This is a genomic window from Neobacillus massiliamazoniensis (assembly GCF_001048695.1).
GTDB lineage: Bacteria > Bacillota > Bacilli > Bacillales > Cytobacillaceae > Neobacillus > Neobacillus massiliamazoniensis.
In genome coordinates, this window is record NZ_CVRB01000004.1 from 740,812 (window position 1) to 764,837 (window position 24,026).

23 protein-coding genes and 1 other RNA gene are annotated in these 24,026 nt (G+C 38.8%); 7 read left to right on the forward strand and 17 right to left on the reverse strand.

Features of this window, described 5'->3' with window-relative positions; genetic code table 11:
• Positions 1-24 precede the first annotated feature (24 nt).
• The 6 genes from pfkA to dnaE form a co-directional block, all read right to left on the reverse strand.
• A complete protein-coding gene (gene pfkA / locus BN1082_RS21490; protein ID WP_090638054.1) occupies positions 25-984 on the reverse strand; it encodes a 6-phosphofructokinase in 960 nt (319 codons plus the stop codon).
• A 480-nt stretch (positions 985-1,464) separates the two neighbouring features.
• The gene (gene accA, locus BN1082_RS21495; RefSeq protein ID WP_090638055.1) at positions 1,465-2,442 is read right to left on the reverse strand and encodes an acetyl-CoA carboxylase carboxyl transferase subunit alpha; all 978 of its coding nucleotides are present in this window, start codon (positions 2,440-2,442) and stop codon (positions 1,465-1,467) included.
• Positions 2,436-3,311, reverse strand: a complete 876-nt coding sequence (gene accD, locus BN1082_RS21500) for an acetyl-CoA carboxylase, carboxyltransferase subunit beta (RefSeq protein ID WP_090638058.1) — start codon at positions 3,309-3,311, stop codon at positions 2,436-2,438. The genes accA and accD overlap by 7 nt, the downstream gene beginning before the upstream one ends.
• 187 nt (positions 3,312-3,498) lie before the next feature.
• A complete protein-coding gene (locus BN1082_RS21505; RefSeq protein WP_281177044.1) occupies positions 3,499-4,122 on the reverse strand; it encodes a FadR/GntR family transcriptional regulator in 624 nt (207 codons plus the stop codon).
• A gap of 8 nt (positions 4,123-4,130) precedes the next feature.
• Positions 4,131-5,369: an NADP-dependent malic enzyme gene (ystJ, locus tag BN1082_RS21510; protein WP_090638060.1), complete on the reverse strand. Its 1,239-nt coding sequence runs from the start codon at positions 5,367-5,369 to the stop codon at positions 4,131-4,133.
• A gap of 124 nt (positions 5,370-5,493) precedes the next feature.
• A complete protein-coding gene (gene dnaE / locus BN1082_RS21515) occupies positions 5,494-8,856 on the reverse strand; it encodes a DNA polymerase III subunit alpha (protein WP_090638063.1) in 3,363 nt (1,120 codons plus the stop codon).
• A gap of 155 nt (positions 8,857-9,011) precedes the next feature.
• Here dnaE and ytrH point away from each other — a divergent pair, with 155 nt between their 5' ends.
• The gene (gene ytrH, locus BN1082_RS21520; RefSeq protein WP_090638066.1) at positions 9,012-9,347 is read left to right on the forward strand and encodes a sporulation membrane protein YtrH; all 336 of its coding nucleotides are present in this window, start codon (positions 9,012-9,014) and stop codon (positions 9,345-9,347) included.
• Entirely contained in the window at positions 9,344-9,847 is a 504-nt protein-coding gene (ytrI, locus tag BN1082_RS21525) for a sporulation membrane protein YtrI (protein WP_090638069.1), read from the forward strand. The genes ytrH and ytrI overlap by 4 nt, the downstream gene beginning before the upstream one ends.
• 50 nt (positions 9,848-9,897) lie before the next feature.
• Here the strand turns inward: ytrI and BN1082_RS21530 are convergent, their stop codons facing one another.
• Positions 9,898-10,833: a DHH family phosphoesterase gene (locus tag BN1082_RS21530; RefSeq protein ID WP_090638071.1), complete on the reverse strand. Its 936-nt coding sequence runs from the start codon at positions 10,831-10,833 to the stop codon at positions 9,898-9,900.
• 78 nt (positions 10,834-10,911) lie between these two features.
• Between BN1082_RS21530 and BN1082_RS21535 the strand changes: the two genes are divergently transcribed.
• Positions 10,912-11,223, forward strand: coding sequence for a YtpI family protein (locus BN1082_RS21535; protein WP_090638074.1), 312 nt, complete (start codon positions 10,912-10,914; stop codon positions 11,221-11,223).
• 40 nt (positions 11,224-11,263) lie between these two features.
• On the opposite strand, the gene BN1082_RS21540 is transcribed toward BN1082_RS21535, so the two are convergent.
• From BN1082_RS21540 to BN1082_RS21550, 3 genes are all read right to left on the reverse strand, one after another.
• A complete protein-coding gene (locus tag BN1082_RS21540) occupies positions 11,264-12,583 on the reverse strand; it encodes a CBS domain-containing protein (protein WP_090638077.1) in 1,320 nt (439 codons plus the stop codon).
• Between the two features lie 149 nt (positions 12,584-12,732).
• A complete protein-coding gene (locus tag BN1082_RS21545) occupies positions 12,733-12,972 on the reverse strand; it encodes a hypothetical protein (RefSeq protein ID WP_090638079.1) in 240 nt (79 codons plus the stop codon).
• Positions 12,973-13,053: 81 nt separating this feature from the next.
• The gene (locus BN1082_RS21550) at positions 13,054-13,734 is read right to left on the reverse strand and encodes a metal-dependent hydrolase (RefSeq protein ID WP_090638081.1); all 681 of its coding nucleotides are present in this window, start codon (positions 13,732-13,734) and stop codon (positions 13,054-13,056) included.
• Positions 13,735-13,913: 179 nt separating this feature from the next.
• Here BN1082_RS21550 and BN1082_RS21555 point away from each other — a divergent pair, with 179 nt between their 5' ends.
• Both BN1082_RS21555 and ssrS read left to right on the forward strand, forming a co-directional pair.
• Entirely contained in the window at positions 13,914-15,011 is a 1,098-nt protein-coding gene (locus tag BN1082_RS21555; RefSeq protein ID WP_090638083.1) for a M24 family metallopeptidase, read from the forward strand.
• Positions 15,012-15,066: 55 nt separating this feature from the next.
• Positions 15,067-15,266: non-coding RNA, 6S RNA (gene ssrS, locus BN1082_RS21560), on the forward strand.
• A 693-nt stretch (positions 15,267-15,959) separates the two neighbouring features.
• On the opposite strand, the gene ald is transcribed toward ssrS, so the two are convergent.
• Positions 15,960-17,078 (reverse strand): alanine dehydrogenase, encoded by a 1,119-nt coding sequence (gene ald / locus BN1082_RS21565; RefSeq protein ID WP_090638085.1) that lies wholly within the window; start codon positions 17,076-17,078, stop codon positions 15,960-15,962.
• 537 nt (positions 17,079-17,615) lie between these two features.
• The gene (locus BN1082_RS27790; protein ID WP_176699887.1) at positions 17,616-17,774 is read right to left on the reverse strand and encodes a hypothetical protein; all 159 of its coding nucleotides are present in this window, start codon (positions 17,772-17,774) and stop codon (positions 17,616-17,618) included.
• A 106-nt stretch (positions 17,775-17,880) separates the two neighbouring features.
• On the opposite strand from BN1082_RS27790, the gene BN1082_RS21570 reads away from it, so the two are divergent.
• Both BN1082_RS21570 and BN1082_RS21575 read left to right on the forward strand, forming a co-directional pair.
• On the forward strand, positions 17,881-18,330 hold the full coding sequence (locus tag BN1082_RS21570; RefSeq protein ID WP_090638088.1) for a universal stress protein: 450 nt from the start codon (positions 17,881-17,883) through the stop codon (positions 18,328-18,330).
• Between the two features lie 126 nt (positions 18,331-18,456).
• Positions 18,457-18,771 (forward strand): hypothetical protein, encoded by a 315-nt coding sequence (locus BN1082_RS21575; RefSeq protein WP_090638090.1) that lies wholly within the window; start codon positions 18,457-18,459, stop codon positions 18,769-18,771.
• A 192-nt stretch (positions 18,772-18,963) separates the two neighbouring features.
• Here BN1082_RS21575 and BN1082_RS21580 read toward each other — a convergent pair whose 3' ends face one another.
• From BN1082_RS21580 to tpx, 5 genes are all read right to left on the reverse strand, one after another.
• On the reverse strand, positions 18,964-19,476 hold the full coding sequence (locus BN1082_RS21580; protein ID WP_090638093.1) for a MogA/MoaB family molybdenum cofactor biosynthesis protein: 513 nt from the start codon (positions 19,474-19,476) through the stop codon (positions 18,964-18,966).
• Complete coding sequence (locus BN1082_RS21585) at positions 19,457-20,314, reverse strand: EcsC family protein (protein WP_090638491.1); 858 nt, start codon at positions 20,312-20,314, stop codon at positions 19,457-19,459. The genes BN1082_RS21580 and BN1082_RS21585 overlap by 20 nt, the downstream gene beginning before the upstream one ends.
• Positions 20,315-20,446: 132 nt before the next feature.
• Positions 20,447-21,634: an acetate kinase gene (locus BN1082_RS21590; RefSeq protein ID WP_090638096.1), complete on the reverse strand. Its 1,188-nt coding sequence runs from the start codon at positions 21,632-21,634 to the stop codon at positions 20,447-20,449.
• Between the two features lie 532 nt (positions 21,635-22,166).
• Positions 22,167-23,147 carry a class I SAM-dependent methyltransferase gene (locus BN1082_RS21595; RefSeq protein WP_090638098.1) on the reverse strand — a complete coding sequence of 327 codons (981 nt, stop codon included), beginning with the start codon at positions 23,145-23,147 and terminating at the stop codon, positions 22,167-22,169.
• 305 nt (positions 23,148-23,452) lie between these two features.
• Entirely contained in the window at positions 23,453-23,953 is a 501-nt protein-coding gene (tpx, locus tag BN1082_RS21600; protein ID WP_090638101.1) for a thiol peroxidase, read from the reverse strand.
• Positions 23,954-24,026 lie beyond the last annotated feature (73 nt).

The window sequence follows — 24,026 nt, forward strand, 5'->3', positions numbered from 1 at the left end:
TCCTCCTATAGTTCAATTGCAACCTTAAATTGATAATTCCTTTGAAAGTTTATAAAGGTTGAGGTCTAATTTATGTTTTCTACCTAACACTTCAATAATGTCATAATCAACTAGTTGATTGTTTTCAACTCCGACAGCCCTACCGCCTTTTCCTTCTATCAGCAGTTCAACTGCTCTTGCACCTAGTTTACTAGCAAGTACCCTGTCTGCAGCGGAAGGTGAGCCACCTCGTTGAATATGACCTAATACAGAAACTCTTGTATCAAATTTAGTGATTTCCTCCAGCCGTTTTGCAAACTCGACACCACTGCAAACTCCTTCAGCCACAATAATAATTGTATGTTTTTTGCCACGTTCGTGTCCTTTTTTCAAGCGGTTAACGATTTCATCCATATCGAAGTTTTCTTCTGGAATCAAAATGGTTTCCGCTCCACCGGCAAGCCCTGCCCAAAGCGCAATATCTCCGGCATTTCGTCCCATTACTTCAATAACAAACGTTCTTTCATGTGAGGTAGCTGTATCACGGATTTTATCTACTGCATCAATGACCGTATTTAAGGCCGTGTCAAAACCGATAGTAAGTTCCGTTCCGGGAATATCATTATCAATCGTTCCTGGTACACCAACGCATGGATATCCTTGCTCTGTCAAAGCCTTTGCGCCACGATAAGAACCGTCACCGCCAATAACAACAAGACCTTCAATACCATGTGCCTTTAATTGTTCGATCCCCTTTTGTTGCCCCTCAATTGTTTTAAATTCAGGGCATCTGGCAGAGTGAAGCATGGTTCCACCGCGATGAATAATATCACCAACAGAACCAAGCTCAAGCTTTTGGATATTTCCTGCAATTAATCCAGTATATCCTCCATAAACACCGTATACTTCCAAATTGTGATAAATTGCTTTTCGTACTACAGCCCGAATGGCTGGATTCATACCTGGTGAGTCGCCACCACTAGTAAGTACACCAATTTTTTTCAAAATAATCACCTCAATAAAAGATTAAGATATGTAAATTTTAGAAAAAAAAAACGAATAAAAGCACAAACAAATTCTAGTGGTTTCTTTTATTATTAACATAAAACCTTCGAATATTAATAAAATAACATGAAGAAATTCCTATAACAACTGAATACTTCTATCAAAAACAATATCCGGAATAGTTAGTGAACTGCAAGCGTTTGCTATTTAATTTGAAAGCGAAATCATTGAAAAATTTGTGAAAACTCGAAAAGCGGAAGCGCTTTGCTCAGCCCCGAAAGGCATAAGACGCTCCCAAAAAGAGGGCGCTCTTTGCCTTCGTTTTGGGAGTGGCTTATGACCCCGAGGGGCTAGGCGCTGGAGCTGGACAATAGGAAAAGCGGAAGCGCCTTGTTCAGAGGCGAGGCACAAGATGCCAACTGAACAGTTCTCAAAACACTTTCTTATATTAGAAAAACAACGTGCCCAAACAGAGCACGTTTATTTTACGCCAATATATTCTTGTGCAGTTGTAAACTCGCCAATTGTCCTAAATCGATGGTACCGATCCTCAACCAATTCTTCCTCTGACAATTTTAAAAGCTGCTGTAAGGAGCTTTTTAAAATTTGTTCAATTTCATCGGCTTGGCCCTTCACATCTCTATGGGCACCACCCTTAATTTCAGGAATAATCTCATCAATAATGCCCAGTTTCTTCAAATCTGGAGCAGTAATTTTCATTGTTTCTGCTGCTTGTTTAGCAAGGGAAGAATCTTTCCACAGGATCGCTGCAGCACCTTCAGGTGTAATTACGGAGTACGTAGAATTCTCAAGCATAAAGATACGGTTACCAACACCTAGAGCAAGCGCTCCCCCACTTCCTCCTTCACCAATGACAATACAAATTACTGGTACTCTAAGTCCTGCCATTTCAAATAGGTTGCGAGCAATAGCCTCGCTTTGCCCACGTTCCTCAGCCTCTTTACCTGGGTATGCCCCTTTTGTATCAATAAAGCAAATAATGGGACGTTTAAATTTGTCCGCCTGCTTCATTAATCTTAATGCCTTTCGATAGCCTTCAGGGTGCGGCATTCCAAAGTTTCGGCGGATGTTTTCTTTCGTGTCCTTGCCTCTTTGGTGACCGATAATAGTAATGGGTAACCCTTTAAATTTTGCAATCCCACCAACAATGGCTTCATCATCTGCAAACGTTCGATCGCCATGAACTTCAAAGAAATCTTCAAAAAGGTAAGGAATATAATCAAGGGTTGTTGGTCTGTTAGGAAGACGAGCGATTTGAACCCGATCCCATGGCTTTATATTTTCATAAATATCTCTCTCAAGTTTCTCGAGACGACTTTCTAATTTACTAATTTCCGAACTCAAATCTACATCCGTTGTTTTCGTATATTCCTTTAATTCAGTTATTTTTTTTCTTAGCTCGATAATAGGGCGTTCAAATTCTAATGTCATTACCATGTGAGTTCACCCCCTGGTTGATGAATTTCAAGAACGGTTGTTATTTTATCAACTAAATCGAGACGGGAAATGATCGCATCTAGCTGTCCATGCTTTAATAAAAACTCAGACGTTTGAAAATCTTCAGGCAATTTTTCCCCAATCGATTGCTCGATAACCCTGCGTCCCGCAAAGCCGATCAGCGCACCTGGTTCAGCAAAGTTGTAATCTCCTAATGAAGCGAAGCTTGCTGACACTCCACCTGTGGTAGGATAGGTCATGATCGAAATATATAAGCCTCCGTGTTCGCTAAATTTCTTCAGAGCGACACTTGTTTTCGCCATTTGCATTAGGCTAAGAGCACCTTCCTGCATTCTTGCTCCACCTGATGCAGTAAAGATAATAAATGGTACAGATAATTCATCTGCCTTTTCAATCGCTAGGGTAATTTTTTCTCCTACAACAGATCCCATGCTCCCCATTCGAAATGATGAATCCATAATGGCCAAAACGATTTTATTCCCATTTATGGTTCCAATCCCGGTTACAACAGCTTCGTTCAGCTTACTTTTTTGCCGATCCTTTTCAAGTTTTTCAAGATAACCAGGAAAATTTAACGGATTTTGCGACAACATATTTTCATTCAGTTCTTCAAAACTACCTTCATCTAAAAAGCTGTCGATACGCTCCCTAGAATTCATTGGGAAATGATAACTGCAATGCAGACATACTTTTAAATTTTTGTTTAATTCTTTTGTATACATGATTTTTTTACAAGAAGGACACTTTGTCATGATTCCTTCCGGTACGTCATATTTAGCGGCTTCAGGTGGAATCGTCGCGTATTTTTTCTTTTTAGTAGGATTTTTCGTAAAAAGATCTTTAAGCAAAATTAAACCTCCCTTGATGGTACAACTTACCCCAACCGGCAAGTTTGTTAACTACTATTCAGAAGTCTTTCTATACTACTTAACCTTCATACCTCAGCAAAAGTGGCCAGGCCACCTTTAAATCAAAAAATGCCCTTGCATGGGCTTGTCTAACTTCCATTATAACGGAGTCAGACTTCAAAATTTGTTAGTTTATGTCAGTCAAAACAGGCAAATTTCGTAATTGATTATAAGCCAAAAATATTTTTTCTTCGTCCTTTTCCTTTAAGCCTTCAAGCAATAAGAGATAATCTTCTCTCTTACCCCCAGTAACCTTCTCATGAAAGGAATAGTAATAATCCTTTAGAATGAACCAGATTCTCAAGAATAAATGATTATCAGCAATATCTATAATTCGGTAAAAAAATTCATCATCATCAAGATTATCTGAATTAACCCACTCCTGCAACCTTTTTAATTCTTGATCATCAACTCTCTGTAGTGCGAGTTTTATACAAACCTTTTCAATAAGGACTTTTGTTTCGAGAACATCCCGCTTTGCTTTTTCATCTTGTAAGATAAAAGTACTTAGCAATTGCACAAGCTGGTTGCTACGAAAGTCTCTGATAAAAGTCCCTTCCCCTCTTCTCGTTTCAATTAAGCCAAGCAGTTCTAGTGCTCTAAGAGCTTCTCTAACGGAAGAGCGCCCAACATTCAGGCGCTCGGACAATTCCCGTTCAGAGGGTATTTTATCTCCTGACTTTAAACCGTCAACAGAGATCATCTCTCTTAACTGTTTAACAATCTCAATGTAAACTTTCGTATTTGTCACTTACATGATCACTCACTTTTATCGATGATCGCGAGCCTCTTTGTTTTTTCTTTTATTTCTTCAGGATCCACTTTTAGACGCGCCACACCCGTTTCCATAGCTGCTTTTGCAACCGCTGCAGCAACTGCAGGAGCGACTCTTGGGTCAAATGGTCCCGGTATAACATAATCAGCATTAAGCTCCTCTTCACTAATTAAATTAGCGATGGCTTCAACTGCAGCTACCTTCATTTTTTCGTTAATGTGGGTAGCTCGAACATCAAGTGCTCCACGGAAAATTCCAGGAAAAGCAAGGACATTGTTTACCTGATTTGGAAAATCAGATCGGCCCGTTCCAATTACCATGGCACCAGCTTCTTTTGCCTCATCCGGCATAATTTCTGGAACTGGATTTGCCATCGCAAATATGATGGAGTTCGGGTTCATTGATGCCACCATTTCCTTTGTTAGGGCACCCGCAACAGATACGCCAATAAATACATCGGCACCTTTAATAACGTCCTCGAGGCTTCCTGTCTGGTTGTCACGATTGGTAAATTTCGCTACTTCTGCTTTCACTGCATTCATACCAACCGGACGGCCTTCATAAATGGCCCCTTTTGTATCGCACATAATAATATCCCTTACTCCATAACTATACAGGAGTTTAATAATGGCAATCCCTGCCGCACCTGCGCCATTAGCAACAACCTTAATTTCAGTCATTTTTTTACCAATAAGCTTTAGTGCATTGACAAGACCCGCAGCTGTTACAATCGCCGTTCCATGCTGGTCATCATGAAAAATAGGGATATTCGCTTCTTTCTTTAATCTTTCCTCGATAACAAAACAATTAGGTGCAGCAATATCTTCGAGATTTACGCCGCCAAAAGTTGGCTCCAACAGCTTTACGGTCTCAACAATTTTATCGACATCTGTCGTATTTAAACAAATCGGGAATGCATCAACACCTGCAAAACTTTTAAAGAGGACTGCCTTCCCTTCCATAACCGGAAGTGCTGCTTCAGGTCCAATATTCCCAAGGCCCAAAACGGCAGTACCGTCAGTTACAACCGCTACCATATTGCCTTTCATCGTATAATCGTAGACTGTGTCCGGTTTTTCATAAATATCTTTACAAGGCTCGGCTACTCCAGGAGAATAGGCTAAACTCAAATCCTTGGCATTTCGTACTTGAACCTTTGATTTTGACTCCAATTTTCCTTTATGAATTCGATGCATATGTAGTGCTTCTTCACGTAAAGTCAAACCATGTCACCCCTCAATTTTTTGCAAATGAATCATTTATACCATGCAAAATGACGTGTTAATAAGTGGTCAGACCACACTTTTCTCTTTATCAATATAACATATCCTCATGAGTTGTAAAGAACTATTCTTTTAGAACTACATTTTGCTGTCCTAAGAAATCACTCAATAGTTTCAAAAGTGTTGGACTTGGATCAATATTATTTTCAGGCGATAACCTCACCGTTTTTCGATTTGTTTCATAATACAAAACGACACTAGCGTCTCCTTTATGACCCTTTAGCAGCGCTTTTAATTGCATTAGTGAATTTTCGTCCGTTTTTTCTTTGATAATTTTTAAATATAGGACTGATTGTTTATCCGGTTGTGCTTGTATCCATTTCTCTATTTCAAAAACTTGTTGAATAATGATTTGATGCTTTCCTTCCCGTTCCTCTACTTTTCCTTCTAGCACTACAATATTCCCCTGTACCAAATTGGCGGAATATTTTTTATAATCATTGGGAAAAACAACTGCTTCCATTTCCCCTGTAGAGTCGCTGACAGTAAGAAAAGCCATAGCATCCCCTTTTTTTGTCCGAATTTTTTTCATTGCTGAAATATAAACACCTACACATACCCTTTTCCGATCAGCGCTTAAATCAAATAATAGATTTGTTCCTTTTTGTTTAAGGAATTTTTCATAAATTGAGATGGGATGGTCGGAAAGGTAAAATCCAAGAGCACCTTTTTCAAAAGATAATTTGTTCTCCTGATCAATAGGGTCGACTTGAACGTATTTAGGCTTTGGCACGATTTCTTCTTCAAACAAATCAACTTGATTGGAATCATCAAATTTAAAAAGCTGTGCATGCTCTAATGCTACGTCTAAACTCGCAAGCAATACCGCTCGATCTTGCCCGAATTCATCGAAGCTGCCTGAATGAATCAGTGACTCAAGGGTCTTGCGATTGATTGCTTTTGAAGATGTCCGGATGCAAAAATCAAAAAGATCTTCAAATGGTTTCTTTTTCCGGGCTTGAAAAATTTCCTTTAGCGCTGCTGCACCGACACTTTTAATGGCAGCAAGACTATAGCGAATTCCCTGCCCCTCTACCAAAAAAGAATATCCGCTTTTGTTGATGGAAGGTGAAAGTATATCAAGCTCTTTTTGCTTTGCTTCTATAATATATTGAGATAATTTCGTTTCATTTCCGATTGCCGATGTAAGCAGGCCTGCCATAAAGTAATGAGGATAATGTGCCTTTAAGAACGCCAATTGGTAGGCAATCATGCTGTAAGCAACAGCATGGCTTCGGTTAAAGCCATAATTCGCAAAACGAACGATTAAATCATAGATATCATGGGCAATTGCTAAATCATATCCTTTTTTTAGAGCCCCCTGAACAAAGTGGTTTCGTTCGCGATCCAACACCTCTTTCTGTTTTTTACTGACGGCCCTTCTTAATAGATCTGCCTCACCAAGAGTAAAACCTGCCATTTTTGATGCAATTTGCATGATTTGCTCCTGATAAACGATAACGCCATAGGTATTTTCAAGGATAGGTTTTAAATCTGGGTGTGGATAGTCAACATTCTGTCGACCGCGCTTTCGGTCAATAAAAATCGGAATATTTTCCATCGGACCTGGTCGATATAAAGCATTCACTGCCACAATATCTTCAAAACATGAAGGCTTTAGTCGCATCAATACTTTTCGCATTCCTTCTGATTCGAGTTGAAATATTCCTGTTGTTTCCCCTTTTGCTAACAAAGTAAATGTGTCTTGATCATCTAAAGGAATAGTTTTAATGTCCACTTTTTTACCGGTTTTACGATAAATGGACGACAAAACTGAATCTAACAGCGTTAGATTTCTCAGGCCCAAAAAGTCCATTTTCAAGAGGCCGATTTCTTCGAGATATTCCATGGAATACTGGGTTAAATAAACATGATTAGAGCCTTGTTGGATTGGAATTAATTCAATCAGCTGCTTTTCGCTTAACACAACGCCTGCAGCATGAGTTGAAGTATGCCTTGGGAGTCCTTCAAGCTTTAGGGCAGTATCAAAAAGCCTTCGATTCATTTGGTTCTCATTGATATATTGACGAAGTGCCTCTGACTCTTCGTAAGCTTCTTTAAGACTAATTCCTAAGCGAGATGGGATGAGCTTTGACAAATAATCTAGTTCTTTAGAATTTAGCCCAAATGCTCTCCCCACATCCCGGATTGCCGCTTTCGCAGCCAGCGTTCCAAAGGTGACAATCTGGGCAACATGGAGTTGTCCATATTTTTGTCCTACATATTCAATAACTTCATCGCGGCGATTGTCCGGAAAATCAATATCAATATCCGGCATCGATATTCGCTCAGGATTTAAAAACCTTTCAAATAACAAATGATATTTGATTGGGTCGACATCCGTAATATACAAAACATATGCAACCAAAGACCCTGCTGCTGATCCTCTTCCAGGTCCTGTTAAAATATTATTTTCGCGGGCATATCTCATAAAATCCCAAACAATTAAAAAGTAGTTGCTGAATTCCATCCGCTTAATGACGGCTAATTCATAGTCGAGCCGCTCAATATAATCATTTGTAAGTGTGGAAAATCGTTCCTTCAATCCTTTTTTGCATAACATTTCTAAATATTCCTCTGCAGATATCCCGTTTTCTGTCGGATAAGTCGGCAGGTAGGTTTTATTTAATTCAATGTTCACCTTACATCTTTCAGCAATCCGAATCGTATTTTCTAAAGCTTCTGGGACTTCATTGAAACAATCCGCCATTTCCTGTTTGGTTTTTAAATAAAATTGGTCACTCCCCAATATTTCACGTTGATCATCTTGTAATTTAGTACCGTTTTTAATGGCTGTCAGACATTCTTGAGCAAATGTATCTTCATTTTCAAGGTAATGAACTCGGTTTGTTGCTACAAGCGGTACAATCATTTCTTTTGAGAGTAACTGAAACTGTTGGTTAATTGGGGTTTCCTGTTCAAGCTGATGATTTTGCAATGATAGAAAGAAGTTATCGCTGCCAAAGATGGTATGAAATCTTTTAATGATGTCCTTGGCAATATCCTTTTTATCGTTTAACAGGCATTGCTCAATTTCTCCTTCTAACCCAGGAGTTATGGCAATCAGGCCCTTGGAATAGGATGTAAGCCATTTGATAGGAATTCCATTTTCAGCTTTTGTTTGCACGGCACTGGAAATTTTGAGAAGATTTTTAAAACCTTGCTCATTTTCCGCAAGTAATACTAGTGGAAATGCTTCATTTTCAGTGACTTCGCTTTCAACATCCACCGTTAATCCGATAATCGGGTTAATATTGTTTTTCTTACATAGTTTATAAAATTCAATCGTTCCGTACATAACGTTTCGGTCTGTCAAAGCTAGAGAGGAAAAGCCCTTTTTTTTCGCATTTGTGACTAATTCAGGGACGGACGCGGTACTCGTTAATAAACTGTACGCACTATATACGTGTAGGTGAATAAAAGACATTTTGTCACCCCTTTATCGTTATTCTCTTAATACTTATTATAGATATTAATTTCAAAAAAGAAAATATGTTCCCTTTTTTACAATCATGAATTTACTAGTTGACCCATATATATAGTAAGGAAGACTTTTGATCTTGTATAAGGGCGGTTGAAAATATGAGTGAAATAGGATTTTTCCCAGCATTTATTCAAAGTTACTTTATTGCTTTAGGAGTTTTGCTCGGAGGAGCATTAATAGGGGGAATAGCATCCTTTTTAACTGGACAACCTCCACTTACGGCAATATCACGGTTGTCTTCCGATCTAAGAATATGGGCAATTGTTGCTGCGATTGGCGGTACCTTTGATGCTGTTTATAAGTTTGAAAGAGGAATATTTCATGCCGAAACAAAGGATATTGTCAAACAAATATTATTCATTCTCTCAGCATTAGGTGGAGCCCAGACAGGCGCCCTTATCATTAATTGGTTAACACAGGAGTTTTCTTCATGAGAATCTCACCATTATACCGTAGACCATCATGGCAGCGATTTTTTTCAGGAATGGCTGTAGGGGGAGCAATTAGCTGGGTCATCTTTTTATATATTTACGGGGTTTGGCAGGATCGGCATATTTATACGATTAAAAAACAAGCAGATGATATCCGTGAATTAAATAACGATATTTTGATATGGCAGCAAGAATATAAGGAGATAAATAAGCGAAACATTGAACAGCTTACCGTACAAAAAATCAATATAAAAATAACAAATTCAGGAAAACTTAATCTTGATACGTTAAGTGTCTTTGAAACGGAAGAATCGGTAAAAGATGATATTAGCATGATGCTTGCAAAGGACATCGAAACAGTCTATAAAAGTAAGGAGCTAATCAAAAAAATTATAGAAAACAAGGTGGTTAAAATAAATAATAAACGCTATAAGCTTCATGTGCAGGAAATCGTTTTTTACACTACCTTATCCATCCAGCTTGAAATAGACTATGATAGTTAAAGGAGGCTGTCCTAATGGGTATGACCCTTTATTTGGGACAGCCTCTTTATTTAGGCTTCAGAAGCTTTTCTTAGTTCACTTAAAACATTTTCCACTTCATCCCAAGAATAAATTGACGCTCCGGCAGCAAGCGGATGACCGCCACCCTTAAATTTCCTGGCAATTCCATTGATTACTGGCCCTTTTGAACGAAGTCTGACCCTTATCTGGTCATCTTCCTCAATAAAAAACACCCATGCCTTAATCCCTTTTACATCACCTAATATTCCAACAAGCTGGGATGCTTCAGGAGGTCTGACATCGAATTCTTCCAAAATCTTTTTGGATAAAATGACTGAAGCAACACCGTTAGATTCAAACTTAAAGTTTTGTAAAATATAACCATTTAATTTAATGAGATTTGGACTCATCTCATACATCTTATCATACAACTCGGTACGCGAGAAATGGTAGTGGATCAGTTCACCCGCATACCCAAAAGTTTTCTCCGTCGTGCTTGGAAATAGGAACCTGCCTGTATCCCCGACAATTCCGGCATATAACAGTCTAGCCCCTGCATCATTCAATTTCAGACCCTTATTCTTACCATATAAATAAAACTCATAAATCATTTCACTGCACGAGCTCGCACTTGTATCCACCCACAACAGATCACCATATGGGTCTTCATTTGGATGATGGTCGATTTTTATCAGCTTATCACCAAGGGAATAGCGATCATCACAAATTCTCTCAGCATTTGCGGTATCGCAAACAATGACTAAAGCTCCTTTATAGACACTATCCTCAATGAAATCAAGTCTTCGCATATAATAGAGTGATGGTTCTTCCCGACCAACGGCATAAATCTTTTTTTCCGGGTATGATTCTTTTAAAATTTCAACCAAGCCGCATTGTGACCCGTAGGCATCAGGATCAGGGCGAACATGGCGGTGCACAATTATCGTTTCATATTGTTGGATGGCTTCTAATATTTTCTCTTTCATAGTTTCACCTTTTCTCTTTTTGAACGGTATTTTGTCTTCTGTTATAATGAAAATAATTACAAATCACGGAGGGTATGTATGTCTGTACTTGTCAGCTTGATTGTTGTAGCTTTTGCCTTTTATTTATTTTATAAAACAAAATACATAAGAAGCAACCGAACTGTGGAAAAAAAGTGGCTTTCGGCAAAATCCAGTATCGCTCTCGGCTTATTTGTCTTGCTTTTTGGCATAAATCACATATTATTTATTTCTCAAACAACCATCTCTTACTTTATTGCAGCCATTTTCATTATTTATGGCGGAATTTTCAGTTGGATAGGGTTTAAGAAATATAAACATTATCTTCCTTTTGCGATAGAAGAAGCAGAAATGTATCAATCTCAAAAATAGAACTCGAGCCGCTTCCCTTGGAGGGAAGCGGCTTTCTTATTTAAGTCCGATCAATTAACTGACACATCATCATCGCTTTTCCAACCAACAGTCCGTCGTTAAAAACTTCCACGTCCACTTTCCCAAATTTCCGTCCCACTTCGAGAACCTTTGGGTAAATTTCTAATTTACTCTCCATTTGAACCGGTTTTAAAAAGTAAATCGTCATATTTTCGACAACTAGATCGCCTTTTTTATAGCTTCGTAAGATCCGATTGGCAGCTTCAGATACGATTGTTGTAAATACACCGTATGAAATGGTTCCAAGATGGTTGGTCATTTGTGGTGATACTTCGCAAGTGTATACCTCTTCACCTTTATCCACTCCCTGCATTAAAACCATTTGATTGGTCACAATGTCATCAATCGTTTCTCCCACTTGGGGTTGGCGCTGGTTCATTTGCAGTGCTTTTAAGACATCCTGCCTGCTAATAATTCCTTCTAATCGATTGGCGTCATCGACAACAGGAAGAACTTCGATTCCCTCCCAAACCATCATATGTGCTGTCGAAGCAACACTTGTCTTTCCGTGCACTGTCATCGGATTCTTAGTCATAATTTTTTCAATGGAAGTTTCAAAGTCCTGACCGAGAATGTCCTTTGACGTCACAATCCCTTGGACTTTCATGTTTTGATCCGCTACAGGATAACGGCTATGCGTTGTTTTTTGATTGTATTCATGCCATTTTGCCACTTGATCAGTTGTTTTTAGATAAATTGTCTCCGGAAGCGGCGTTAAAATATCTTCAACTAAAATAATTTCTTTTTTTATTAATTGATCGTATATGGCCCGGTTAATCATCGTGGCAACCGTAAATGTATCATAGCTGGTCGAAATAATCGGTAGTTCCAGTTTATCGGCAAGCCTTTTCACATGATCGTCCGTATCGAATCCTCCGGTTATGAGCACTGCAGCACCTGCTTTTAATGCAAGCTCATGTGCTTGTGTCCGGTTTCCGACTATTAGTAGGTTATCTGCCTCGGTATAGCGCATCATTGCCTCTAATTTCATTGCACCAATGACAAATTTATTTAGAGTTTTATGTAAGCCTGTTCTGCCGCCTAAAACCTGACCGTCTACAATATTAACCACTTCAGCAAAAGTAAGTTTTTCAATATTTTCTTTTTTCTTTCGCTCTATTCTAATTGTACCGACTCTTTCAATCGTACTGACATATCCTTTATTTTCTGCTTCTTTGATGGCTCGATAGGCTGTACCTTCACTCACGTTCATCGCTTTGGCGATTTGGCGCACGGATATTTTTTCACCTATTGTGAGTTCATCAATATATTGTAAGATTTGTTCATGCTTTGTAGCCAAGTGCTTCACCCTTCATATTAAAATTCCTATACTTTATTATAAAGAGTTAAAAGCCTTGATACAATGCGGATTCGTACTTAGAGGTGAATAATTTAAAAGCGGAAGCGCCTTGGGTCGCTTCCGGTTTACTTTTATGGAGCTGGACAACCTCAATGAAATGAACGCAATTTCTTCCTTGAGCGCTCCGGGGTCTGCATTTTTTGTTTTTGCCTTTTTGGACTATATAGAAGCCCGGTCAAATTTCCTGCTATGACAATTAGCGCAAAGAAAAGCCACGAAATAGAAAATATCCCTTGTGCCCCGCTTGCTGTTATTGATAATTTTGGAACCGCATAATACAGCATAAATCCACAAAGCAATAGGCAAAGTAAATATCTGTTCTTTTTCAATCCCGATTCCCCCTTTTTAAAACTGCTTGTTTTATTTTTATGCAAAAGAGAGGAAAAAAAGTAGGTGAACACCTAGAACATTTAAATTTCGATTACATCGCCAGGCAGCATGACCTTTCCATTTTGACTGTCCAACATTTTGATAAACTTATGCGGATCCTGTTTAATTGGCGGGAAGGTGTTGTAGTGCATCGGCACAACCATTTTAGCATTTAATAGTTTAGCCGCATACGCCGCATCCTCTGGCCCCATAGTGAAGTTATCGCCAATCGGTAAAAAAGCGATATCAATCGGGTGCCGTTCACCAATTAATTTCATGTCGGAAAACAAGCCTGTATCTCCGGCATGATAAATCGTTTTTCCTTCATTCATAAACAAAATCCCCGCAGGCATACCGCAATATATCATTTCGTTATTTTTGGTAACAAATCCTGAACCGTGAAAGGCTTGCGTCAATTTTACCTTACCAAAGGCAAATTGATAGGAACCACCAATATGCATCTCATGGGTATTTACCCCCTGCCAGCTTAAAAATGTTCCTAAGTCAGCATTTGCCACTACAAGCGCATGATCTCTTTTTGCAAGCTCTACAGTATCTCCTACATGGTCGTTATGGCCATGTGATAGGATAATGACATCCACTTTTACATCTTCTGCCTTTAAATCAGTTAAAGGATTGCCCGTTATAAATGGGTCAATCATAATTGTTTTTCCATTTGTTTGAATCTGAACAACAGAATGACCATGATAAGAAATTCTCATTTAAAAATGCTCCCTTCAATCTTTTATATTTTATAATTCCATAGTTAAATCAAATTTCCTTCAACCTTCTCTAGCTATTCCACGGAATGTTTATTTTAAATCGAAAAAGGTCAGTTAGTTTACTTTTTTATTTTAAATTGGTACTCTCGAATTAGATTTTTATTTTAGGGGGAGAGAATATGAAAAAACGTTTGGAAAAACTTCAGACTTGGATGAAGGAAAATGATATTGAAGTAAGCTTCGTTACCTCTTCTGAAAATGTATTTTATTTAAGCGGCTATTATACCGATCCGCATGAACGATTACTTGCTTTAGTTGTTTTTAAAGAAGAAGAACCATTGCTTGTTTGCCCGGAAATGGAGGTTCTTAATGCCAGAGGTTCTGGATGGGAACATGAAATAATGGGCTTTAGCGACATCGACAACCCTTGGGAAATGGTAAAACAGGCCATCAGTAAAAGAGTAAAAGAAGTGTCCAAGGCAGCCATTGAAAAAGAACACTTAAATGTGGAACGCTATGAACTGCTTTCCTCATTACTTCCTAAAGCTGCATTTATTTCAGCCGAAGAAAAGCTAAGAACATTGCGTATGATTAAAGATGCCAAGGAATTAAAAATAATTGAAGAGGCCTGTGCCCTTGCTGATTATGCAGTGGAATTCGGCGTTAGTGAAATAAAGGAAGGCAAAACAGAATTAGACGTTCTTAATGCCGTTGAATATGCACTTAAGAAAAAAGGTGTAACGGAAATGTCTTTTGCCACCATGGTCCTTACGGGAGCAAATGCGGCTTCACCTCATGGAAACCCTGGTGAGACAAAAATTAAAAAAGGCGATCTCGTTCTATTCGATTTAGGTGTTGTCGTCGATCGTTATTGTTCAGATATCACGAGGACAGTCGCTTATGGAGACATTCATGATAAGCAAAAAGAAATCTATGATACGGTTTTAAAAGCTCAACTAGCTGCTGTTGAAGCTAGCAAGCCAGGAGTCACTGCTGCAGATGTTGATCTTACCGCACGTAGAATCATTGCTGAAGCAGGTTATGGCGAATATTTCCCACACCGTCTCGGTCACGGTCTTGGGATCAGCGTTCATGAATACCCATCCTTAACTGAAACCAATCAATTGGTGCTTGAAGAAGGGATGGTCTATACGATCGAACCGGGTATTTATGTACCTAATGTAGCTGGAGTGCGGATTGAAGATGATGTATATGTTACCAATGATGGAGTAAAAGTGTTAACAAAATTCCCGAAAGAACTTCAAATTATTAAATAGTATTTTTGGATTTTTTTAACATTGAATAAGATACCATTTTGATGTAATATAAAAATACAAGCTGCGTTGTACGTAATGTTAATAAAGTTTTAACCGATATGCTGTAATAGGGAGTTTTATCATCGAAACCGGAATGACATGCCTCTGTCTATAGGACTTGGAGGACAGGCAGAAAGGTTTTGCGCGAACACCCACTTTGAGGAGTGGTGGTTAAAAAACTTTCTTAAATTGAATTACGGCAAATGCGGCTCGTATACATACACTTAAACCAGTTCCTTTTGGAGCTGGTTTTTTGTTTGTCTTCTCTCGGATCATCTTCCTCTTGTTTTTTAAACGGTCGGGCACCATCTAAAAAAAATAGTGACCGAATTAGCAAAATTACCACTCAGGCGGGCACTATCTTAAACAATAGTGACCGAAATCGTGAAAATATCATTCGGTCGGGCACTATTTAAAACAATAGTGATCGAAATTGCAAAAATACCACTCGGTCGGGCACTATTTTAAACAATAGTTACCGAAATTGCGAAAATATCACTCAGTCGGAAACTATCTTAAACAATAGTGACCGAAATTGCGAAAATATCACTCAGTCGGGCACTATTTTAAACAATAGTGACCGAATTTTTATTTATATCTGCGAATTTTAATGGTATAGCCCCTGTTTTTCACAAATAACTTAGCTTAGTTAAACGAAGCAACATCTTATGCGCGAATTGAACGGATATATGAGCGAAAAATTAAATATATGCGCGAATCTGAAGCATTTATGCGCGAAAATTTAATTATATGCGCGAATCACATCTCCGGAGGCAGAGCTGGGAGTTGGGCAGTAATCGAAGTAGATCTGTAACCATATTTAAAAAAATTCAATAGTATTGCCTTCTACCCCACATTTTTTTCAAGATCAGCCCTTTTTGGGATATCCTCTTCTTACTAAAATTTCTATCATTGTTCAAGTAATTCCCTTGTATTTTTAAATTCAAGCCCCTGGGCTTCTGCCACAGCTTGATAAGTTACATAACCACGGAATGTATTGATTCCTTTTAACAACGCTTCATTTTCAAGACAGGCTTTTTTATATCCTTTATTTGCAATTTCAATTGCATATGGGACCGTAACATTCGTCAAGGCAAAGGTAGAGGTTCTTGGGACTGCACCAGGCATATTTGCTACGGCATAATGGACAACACCATGCTTCATATAGGTTGGATTGTCATGGGTTGTAATTCGGTCTGTCGTTTCGAAAATACCGCCTTGGTCAATGGCAATATCTACAACGACACTTCCTGGCTTCATTGCTTGAATCATTTCCTCTGTCACTAACTTCGGTGCTTTTGCTCCAGGGATAAGAACAGCACCGATCACTAAGTCAGATTCCTTAACAGCTTCAGTGATGTTATAAGGGTTAGACATTAACGTCGTAATTTCAGCACCAAAAATATCATCCAATTGCCGCAGACGATCCGGATTCAAGTCGATAATCGTTACCTTTGCACCTAAACCAATGGCCATTTTTGCTGCATTCGTACCTGCTACCCCTCCACCAATAATGGTGACAGAACCTCTTTGCACACCCGGTACACCCGAGAGGAGAATTCCTTTCCCCCCATTTACTTTTTCTAAAAATTGTGCCCCAACCTGCGGTGCCATTCTTCCCGCAACTTCACTCATAGGAGTCAATAATGGCAAACTTCTGTTAGGCAGTTGTACGGTTTCATACGCAATTCCAACCACTTTTTGATCGATTAATGCCTTTGTCAACTCCGGTTCTGGTGCCAGGTGTAGGTATGTAAATAGGATTAAACCTTCGCGAAAATATTGATATTCACTAGGTAGCGGTTCTTTTACTTTCATCACCATTTCCATCGACCAAGCATCTTTTGCTGATTGGACCAGCTTCGCCCCCGCAGATTGGTAATCATCGTCAGTAAAGCCTGAACCGTCGCCAGCTCCTCGCTCGATCCATACCTCATGACCAAATTTTAATAGGTTTACTACTCCTGCTGGTGTCATCGCCACACGGTTTTCATTGTTTTTGATTTCTTTAGGTATCCCGATCCGCATGCTTATACCTCCACTATTTTTTAAAATAATCAGTTTCATTTTTCAACAAATATTGGTTTCCAAATTTTGAACAAACAATCAAAATAATATATTAGTAAAGCTTTGCAGGAAGTCGGCAAAGCTTTATTCTTTTTACAGCCTAGTATGGATATCCGTAGCCATATCCAGGGATTAATAATGCCCCAGCTGTTAACCCAGCCAAGAATGGGAATCCAAATCAAAAGCCTATTCTGCCAAATCCTCCAAACCAAAAGCCAAACGGTCTAAAACCCCATCCCCAGCCTCCCCAAATACGGGTATCATTTGGATCAATATTAGAGTCATGCGTGTAATAACCATTCCCTGGCCTATATACAAATGGTTATTAATCGTTATCCTCCTCATATTTATTACATTACACACTAAAGAATATGCAATGAGGAAAATAAATTCTTGGGTTAATGTCCTGCTTGCCTTAAATCTTTAAGACAAATACACATAAATAAAAAGGCCGCCTGTTAAGAAGGCCAGCCTTTCCGATATTATTTAGATACATGCCTAGCCTTCCATTCCAGTGTATTCATCGCGAAGATGTTCAACATCGTCTTGTCCAATAAAGCCGCTATTATAAGAATTCATTATTTGTTCACTTACCTCGTTTGTTCCTTGTTCATCAAAATCAAATGTAAATTTCCCCTTCTGGTCGCGTTTTGTCATGAATCAAATCTCCTTTTCTATATCATTTACCTCATTATTGTTCGAAATATTGCAATACATATACACCGTTTTATCTTGTATAATGAAAGAAAGGAGATGGTTAATTATGGGACACACCTATCAAAATATTTTAGTAGCAGTTGATGGGTCCAAAGAAGCAGAATGGGCATTTAAGAAGGGGATTGAAATTGCCAAAAGAAATGGCGCCAACTTACTGTTAGTTCATATCATTGACACAAGAACGTTTGCGATGGTTGAAGCATATGATCGAACAATTGCAGAAAAAGCAGACAATTTGGCAACAGAATTGCTTCAAAACTATCAAAATATCGCACAGGAAGCGGGAGTCAAAAAGGTTTCATATGAAATTGACTTCGGCAATCCAAAAATAAAAATACCTAAAGACATGGCTATTAAACACCAAATTGATTTAATCATTTGTGGTGCGACAGGCATGAATGCTGTCGAACGATTCTTTATCGGCAGCGTCTCTGAACATATTATTCGGTATGCAAAATGTGATGTTATTGTCGTACGCACAGAAAAAGACTCATAACATATAGTATTAAAAGTGCGTAACTTTCATAAAGTTGCGTGCTTTTTATTTTTATTAAACAATAAATCGTGAAAGCACTATGGTTGTATAGTAAAATAAAACTAACAACATGTTTTGGAGGCTTTTATGGAAGGACATTTTATTTTCGATGAGCGACTAAAGATATTCCTACCTGATTTATCCGAGGATTGGGATGATTATAACGAAGAAACACAGCAACAAATTCTTTTTCATTGGGAACAAATTCGCGGAGCCATTCCAGACCGAATCTTAGAGTTAGAGGAGATTATTAACAAGAAACAAGCACAGCTTTCCGATGAAAGCGATTTTCCCCGTTCTTGTTTACTTAACAGCGAAATCGCAGAGCTAGCCTCTATTATCAATGATTTATGGATTTGGTACAGGGCAAACCAGACTCTATCAACGAAAATTCATCACTAGAAAAGCGGAAGCGCCTTGGTCAGCCCCGACAAGCATAAGACGAGCCGGCATGAAGGTTGCTTTTTAACCTTCTTGACGGATTGGCTTATGACCTCGAGGGGCTAGGCGCTTGAGCTGGACATTTCACGAAGTCCAATGATATTAATTCTGATAATATTAGAAAAGCGGAAGGTCCTCGCCTTCCGCTTTTACTTATAGATCTTTATTGATTTCTCTTACAGTATGACCGATTTCAGGTAAAATTAGTTTTTTCATTGCTAGATTAACCGCACCGGTTGAGCCTGGTGTGGAAAAGATCACTTTATTCTTGACAACCCCAGCAATTGCCCTTGAAAGTATAGCAGCTGACCCGATATCCTCTTGATAGCTTAACATTCTGAACAGCTCACCGAAGCCAACGATTTCTTTATCAAGAAGGCCACGGACCGTTTCAATGGTTACATCGCGCATGGCGATTCCTGTCCCTCCATTAGTAAGGATGACATCAATGTCCTCTCTTGCGCATGCTTTAATAATTTCATTTCTTATTGGATTCATCTCATCCTTAACAATCACGTAGTCAACAATTTTATGCCCCTCTTGTTCGAGCAGGTCTATCATTAGCCTTCCGCTTTTGTCAGTCTCCTTATCTCTCGTATCGCTAACAGTAATGACTTTACAATTTACCGTTCTCGGTGCCTCATTCTTATGTTCTTGAGTGCTCACCACTAATCACCTCTTTTTCATGAAGATAGCGAAGCTGATAGTATTTTTGGGCCAAGTCTGTTACTTTTCGCGTAAGCTGATAATTTGCCCCCGCTCCAATTGCCATACTCACAAGGGGAATCCCCTGTACCAACTTTTTTCGGAACAAGGCAATTACCATTGCCTTAAATAATTGTTGAGCAGGCTGTTCCAGCCAAGTAATATTTATTATTTCCTCGCTTCCTTCATAGAAATAATGCTGGTCGCTTCCATCTAACTCGCCCATTAATAACATCCAGTTCTCTTTTTTAAATCTAGCTGGCAGTGTTGCTGTATGAAAAACTTTTATTGAGGTCATCATTTCATATGGAGTATTAACCTCAAACCCATAACTCATGGCAATTAATTGAACTACTCTTAAATTAATAACTGCCATCGCAGGAATATCAGCCCCAAGTAAGACCGTGCCACCGGTACCTGCCAACCCTCCTTGGACAAATGAATAAAGGCGGTGTCTGGCAATTTGCTGTTCTGCTATGTATTGTAACTGGTCGATCTCCAGACTTTTTAAGTCTTCAATTTTATTAAGGTCTTTTCGAAAAATCCTGCAGGAGGATAGGATTCTTTCCTTCGCATCCATTTGAAGCTGAGAACCTTGAATCATCCCATGCAGGTGAAACAACCAATTATCAATGAGAGAAAAAAATGACTTTTGCACCTTTTCGGGGAGCAAATTGAACGAACGTTCCAAATACTTTTCATATGTTAGTTGAAAATCATTTGATTCATAACTAAATAAATTATTTTCCCAAGCCTTTATTTCGTTCAAGACAGTTTGCTCACGGTCAGATAATGGCATCATGATTTCCCTCCAAATCGTCTGCTTCTTTTAGTATAGCACAGAGAAAGAAGAAGCTTAAAAATGGAAAAATAGAATAATCAAAAAAAGACAAAGAATTCACAAAGAATCCTTCGTCTTCTAATATTAATGCTAGTTCGCCAAACGTACAACGTCGCGGGCAATCATGACTTCTTCATTCGTTGGGATGACGATGACTTTAACAGGTGAGTGCGGATAATTGATAAACGCTTCCTCGCCTCTTACTTTATTCAGTGCTGGATCCCAATATACCCCCATAAATTCAAGACCCTTTAACACATTTTCACGAATAACATCACTATTTTCACCAATACCGGCTGTAAAAATAATAGCATCTACCCCATACATCCGGGCAGCATACGATCCGATATATTTATGAATGCCGTTTGAAAATACATCAAGCGCCAGCTTTGCTCTTTCATTTCCTTGATTCGCTTGTATTTCGATATCACGCAGGTCACTTGAGAACCCGGAAATAGCTAACATTCCGCTCTTTTTGTTTAGAATCTCAATTACCTCATCTGCCGTTTTATTGGTTTTTTCCATGATAAACGGAATGATTGCAGGGTCAATATTTCCTGAACGTGTACCCATCGTAACTCCTGCAAGTGGTGTAAAGCCCATTGAGGTATCAATTGATTTTCCACCTTGGATCGCAGCAATACTTACTCCATTTCCTAAGTGACAGGAAATTAGTCGAAGCTGCTCGATAGGACGGCCTAATAGCTTTGCAGCTCGCTGTGACACATATTTATGGGAAGTCCCATGGAAGCCATATTTACGAATCCCGTATTTTTGATAGTATTCGAATGGAAGACTGTATAAGAATGAACTCTCCGGCATAGTTTGATGAAAGGAAGTATCAAATACAGCAATTGCTTGAACATTTGGAAGAACATGCATAAATGCTTTGATTCCCAAAACGTGTGCCGGGTTATGCAATGGAGCTAATTCTGATAGCTCTTCAATTTTAGATAATACTTCGTCTGTAATCACGACAGAATCGTTAAAGGCTTCACCACCATGAACGATCCGATGGCCGATTCCTTCTATTTCATCTAATGAATGAATAATTCTTAAGGATGTAAGCTTATCTAAAAGCATTTTAACAGCCACTTCATGGTCTGGAATATCGGTGACTTCCTGAATTTTTTCACCGTTAACGGTTATATTAAACACTGAATCTTTTAATCCAATTCGTTCAATTAACCCTTTTGTAATAACATCTTCACTCGGCATTTCAAATAACTGAAACTTTAACGAAGAACTGCCGGCATTAATTGCAATTATTTTTGCCATTTTACAAACACTCCTTTTATATAACAACAAAGATTTACTAAGGATCTGTATAATACTACATTATTATGCACAAACTGACTTTGAAAATTTCCCCCATTTTCTCATTAAATCATTGTCATGCAAACATTTCAATGACTAATATTATCCTCTACGGTCTTAAAAAATGAAATTTTATTCACAAATTATTTTTATTAAATGGCTGTGTTAAATTGCCTGTTGATTTGCGCTCAAGAAGCGAGCATCTACGGGCGTTCCGGGGAGCCTCCTCGGGGCTTAAGCGCCTGTGGGGTCTTCCCCTGTCCCGTACTCCCGCAGGACATTGAATTACATCCTTGAATCCACCCACGCACGAAGGAAATGCGATAGCATTTTCGAGGAGTCTCGTTCCTCCGCTCCTCAAAAATCAACAATGACTTTTAACACAACCTTATAAATTATAAAAGCACAAGGCCTCCCAGAAGTTCACTAGTCGCTGGGCGCCTTGCGCTTGACAATTCTCAAATTCAAAATTTCTTTTTTATTACCGGCTCTGCTACTTATTTTCTTGGAACCACTTATCAATTTTCGTTAAGATTTTATCCACTTCAGCTACCTTCGACAAACTTGGCAAGTCGACAAGCAATGCTTGCTTCGGCGGCTTTACTCCGTCTCCCTTTTTTTGTAAAACTAAAATACTCTTTGCTGCTTGTTTATTTTTAAACATGCTCATAGGCAATTGAAGAAGTCCTTGAATTATCACATTTTCCTTAAAAAACTCATGCAGCTTTGGTGCTTGATCACTTTCAAAAAGTCCATTAGGAATAATAAAGAATAAAAATCCTCCTGGTTTTGTATGGCGAACACTTTGCTCTATAAATAAGTGATGCGAATAGGAGTGACCTGTTTCCGCCTTTAATTGATAGTCCGCTGCCCTGATATCATTTGGATAATAGCCGACAGGTATATCAGCTACTACCGTATCAACGGGATCAATAAATAACTGCTCAAGACTATCTTGATTAAACAGCTGAATCGAATGTTCTTGTAAATTTGCGTTTACATAGGCTAATTTTATTAATATATCATCAATGTCGACCCCAATAGCCTCTACTTTTTTATGAAGATGGTTCAAGACTGTTGTTAATAAATTTCCTGTACCCACTGCCGGATCAAGTAAGCGAGAGTCTGGTAATTTCACAAATTTATCTACCAAATAAGCCACAAGCATCCCCACTGTATCCGGGGTCATTTGATGATTGGGCTGGACATTTTCCTTCATCCCTTTCAAAATGACGAGCTGAAACGCCTTGCGGATTTCCTCATTCGTGAACCTTTCATGATGAATCTCTTCATATTGTTTTTTAAGTCTTTTAACCGTTAATTCACTTAACTCCTCCTGAAGGATGGAGCTGTGAAAAATATTTTCGCCTGTTTCTGCTAAAGCCTCTAGGTATGTACAATTCAACTCTTCTTGTAGAACGAGAGTTGTTTCATTAAATAATGTAAAAAGCTTTTCTACTGGAGAAATGTTCATTTTGGTTCCCCCTTTATAATCCTTTCAGATTTATAGAGTATACCTTATTTTTGGGCATAAAAAAACCCCGCTAATTGCGAGGTTTCTTAGAAAAAAGCTTAAAGTACTGAATCTCGAGAATTGTCCAGCTGCATAAGAGTAAGCTTCGGAAGCGATACCTCGCACGCCGAAAAACGTGAGTTTTTCGGCGGAGCGCCTAGGGGCTCGGGGTCATAAGCCAATCCGTCATGAAGGTTAAAAACCAACCTTCACGCCGGCTCGTCTTATGCCTGTCGCCCCTGGGCAAGGCGCTTCCGCATTTCTTTTTACTTTGCAGCCTTCGCTGCTTCTAATGCTGCTTCATAATTTGGATGATGAGTTCCTTCACTTACATATTCTACATACGTTACAGTGTCATTGGAATCAACCACAAATACGGCACGAGCTAATAATCTATGCTCCTGCATAGCAACACCGTATGCTTCACCAAAGGAAAGATCACGATGATCTGATAAGGTTTGAACGTTTTCAATACCATTTGCTCCACACCAGCGCTTTTGAGCAAAAGGAAGGTCACAGCTGATTGTAAGGATTTTAACAGCACCTAATTTGTTTGCTTCTTCGTTAAAACGACGAGTTTCAGCATCACAAACACCAGTATCTAATGAAGGGACTGAAGTGATCAACCGTACTTGACCCTTTGTATCATTTAAAGTAACTTCTGAACGATCATTTGCAAGCACAGTAAAATTCGGCGCTTTGTCGCCTACCTTTACTTCATTTCCTAGTAAAGTAACTGGTTTTCCTCCAAATGTAACATTTTCCATTGTATTAATCCTCCTTTTTCGTATCGAGTATCAGCTTTAGCTTTTACTCATATGTACAGTGTAAATATATCTT

Bases quoted from the DNA above. Each gene is read 5' to 3' on its own strand.
- BN1082_RS21595 (WP_090638098.1), bottom strand. From the start codon at position 23,147: ATGAACATTTCTCCAGTAGAAAAGCTTTTTACATTATTTAATGAAACA.
- BN1082_RS27790 (WP_176699887.1), bottom strand. From the start codon at position 17,774: ATGACAAAACGCGACCAGAAGGGGAAATTTACATTTGATTTTGATGAA.
- BN1082_RS21550 (WP_090638081.1), bottom strand. From the start codon at position 13,734: ATGAGAATTTCTTATCATGGTCATTCTGTTGTTCAGATTCAAACAAAT.
- BN1082_RS21585 (WP_090638491.1), bottom strand. From the start codon at position 20,314: ATGCCATTATCTGACCGTGAGCAAACTGTCTTGAACGAAATAAAGGCT.
- accA (WP_090638055.1), bottom strand. From the start codon at position 2,442: ATGGTAATGACATTAGAATTTGAACGCCCTATTATCGAGCTAAGAAAA.
- ytrI (WP_090638069.1), top strand. From the start codon at position 9,344: ATGAGAATCTCACCATTATACCGTAGACCATCATGGCAGCGATTTTTT.
- BN1082_RS21535 (WP_090638074.1), top strand. From the start codon at position 10,912: ATGTCTGTACTTGTCAGCTTGATTGTTGTAGCTTTTGCCTTTTATTTA.
- BN1082_RS21530 (WP_090638071.1), bottom strand. From the start codon at position 10,833: ATGAAAGAGAAAATATTAGAAGCCATCCAACAATATGAAACGATAATT.
- ytrH (WP_090638066.1), top strand. From the start codon at position 9,012: ATGAGTGAAATAGGATTTTTCCCAGCATTTATTCAAAGTTACTTTATT.
- ald (WP_090638085.1), bottom strand. From the start codon at position 17,078: ATGCGGATCGGGATACCTAAAGAAATCAAAAACAATGAAAACCGTGTG.
- BN1082_RS21555 (WP_090638083.1), top strand. From the start codon at position 13,914: ATGAAAAAACGTTTGGAAAAACTTCAGACTTGGATGAAGGAAAATGAT.
- BN1082_RS21590 (WP_090638096.1), bottom strand. From the start codon at position 21,634: ATGGCAAAAATAATTGCAATTAATGCCGGCAGTTCTTCGTTAAAGTTT.
- tpx (WP_090638101.1), bottom strand. From the start codon at position 23,953: ATGGAAAATGTTACATTTGGAGGAAAACCAGTTACTTTACTAGGAAAT.
- BN1082_RS21575 (WP_090638090.1), top strand. From the start codon at position 18,457: ATGGAAGGACATTTTATTTTCGATGAGCGACTAAAGATATTCCTACCT.
- dnaE (WP_090638063.1), bottom strand. From the start codon at position 8,856: ATGTCTTTTATTCACCTACACGTATATAGTGCGTACAGTTTATTAACG.
- BN1082_RS21570 (WP_090638088.1), top strand. From the start codon at position 17,881: ATGGGACACACCTATCAAAATATTTTAGTAGCAGTTGATGGGTCCAAA.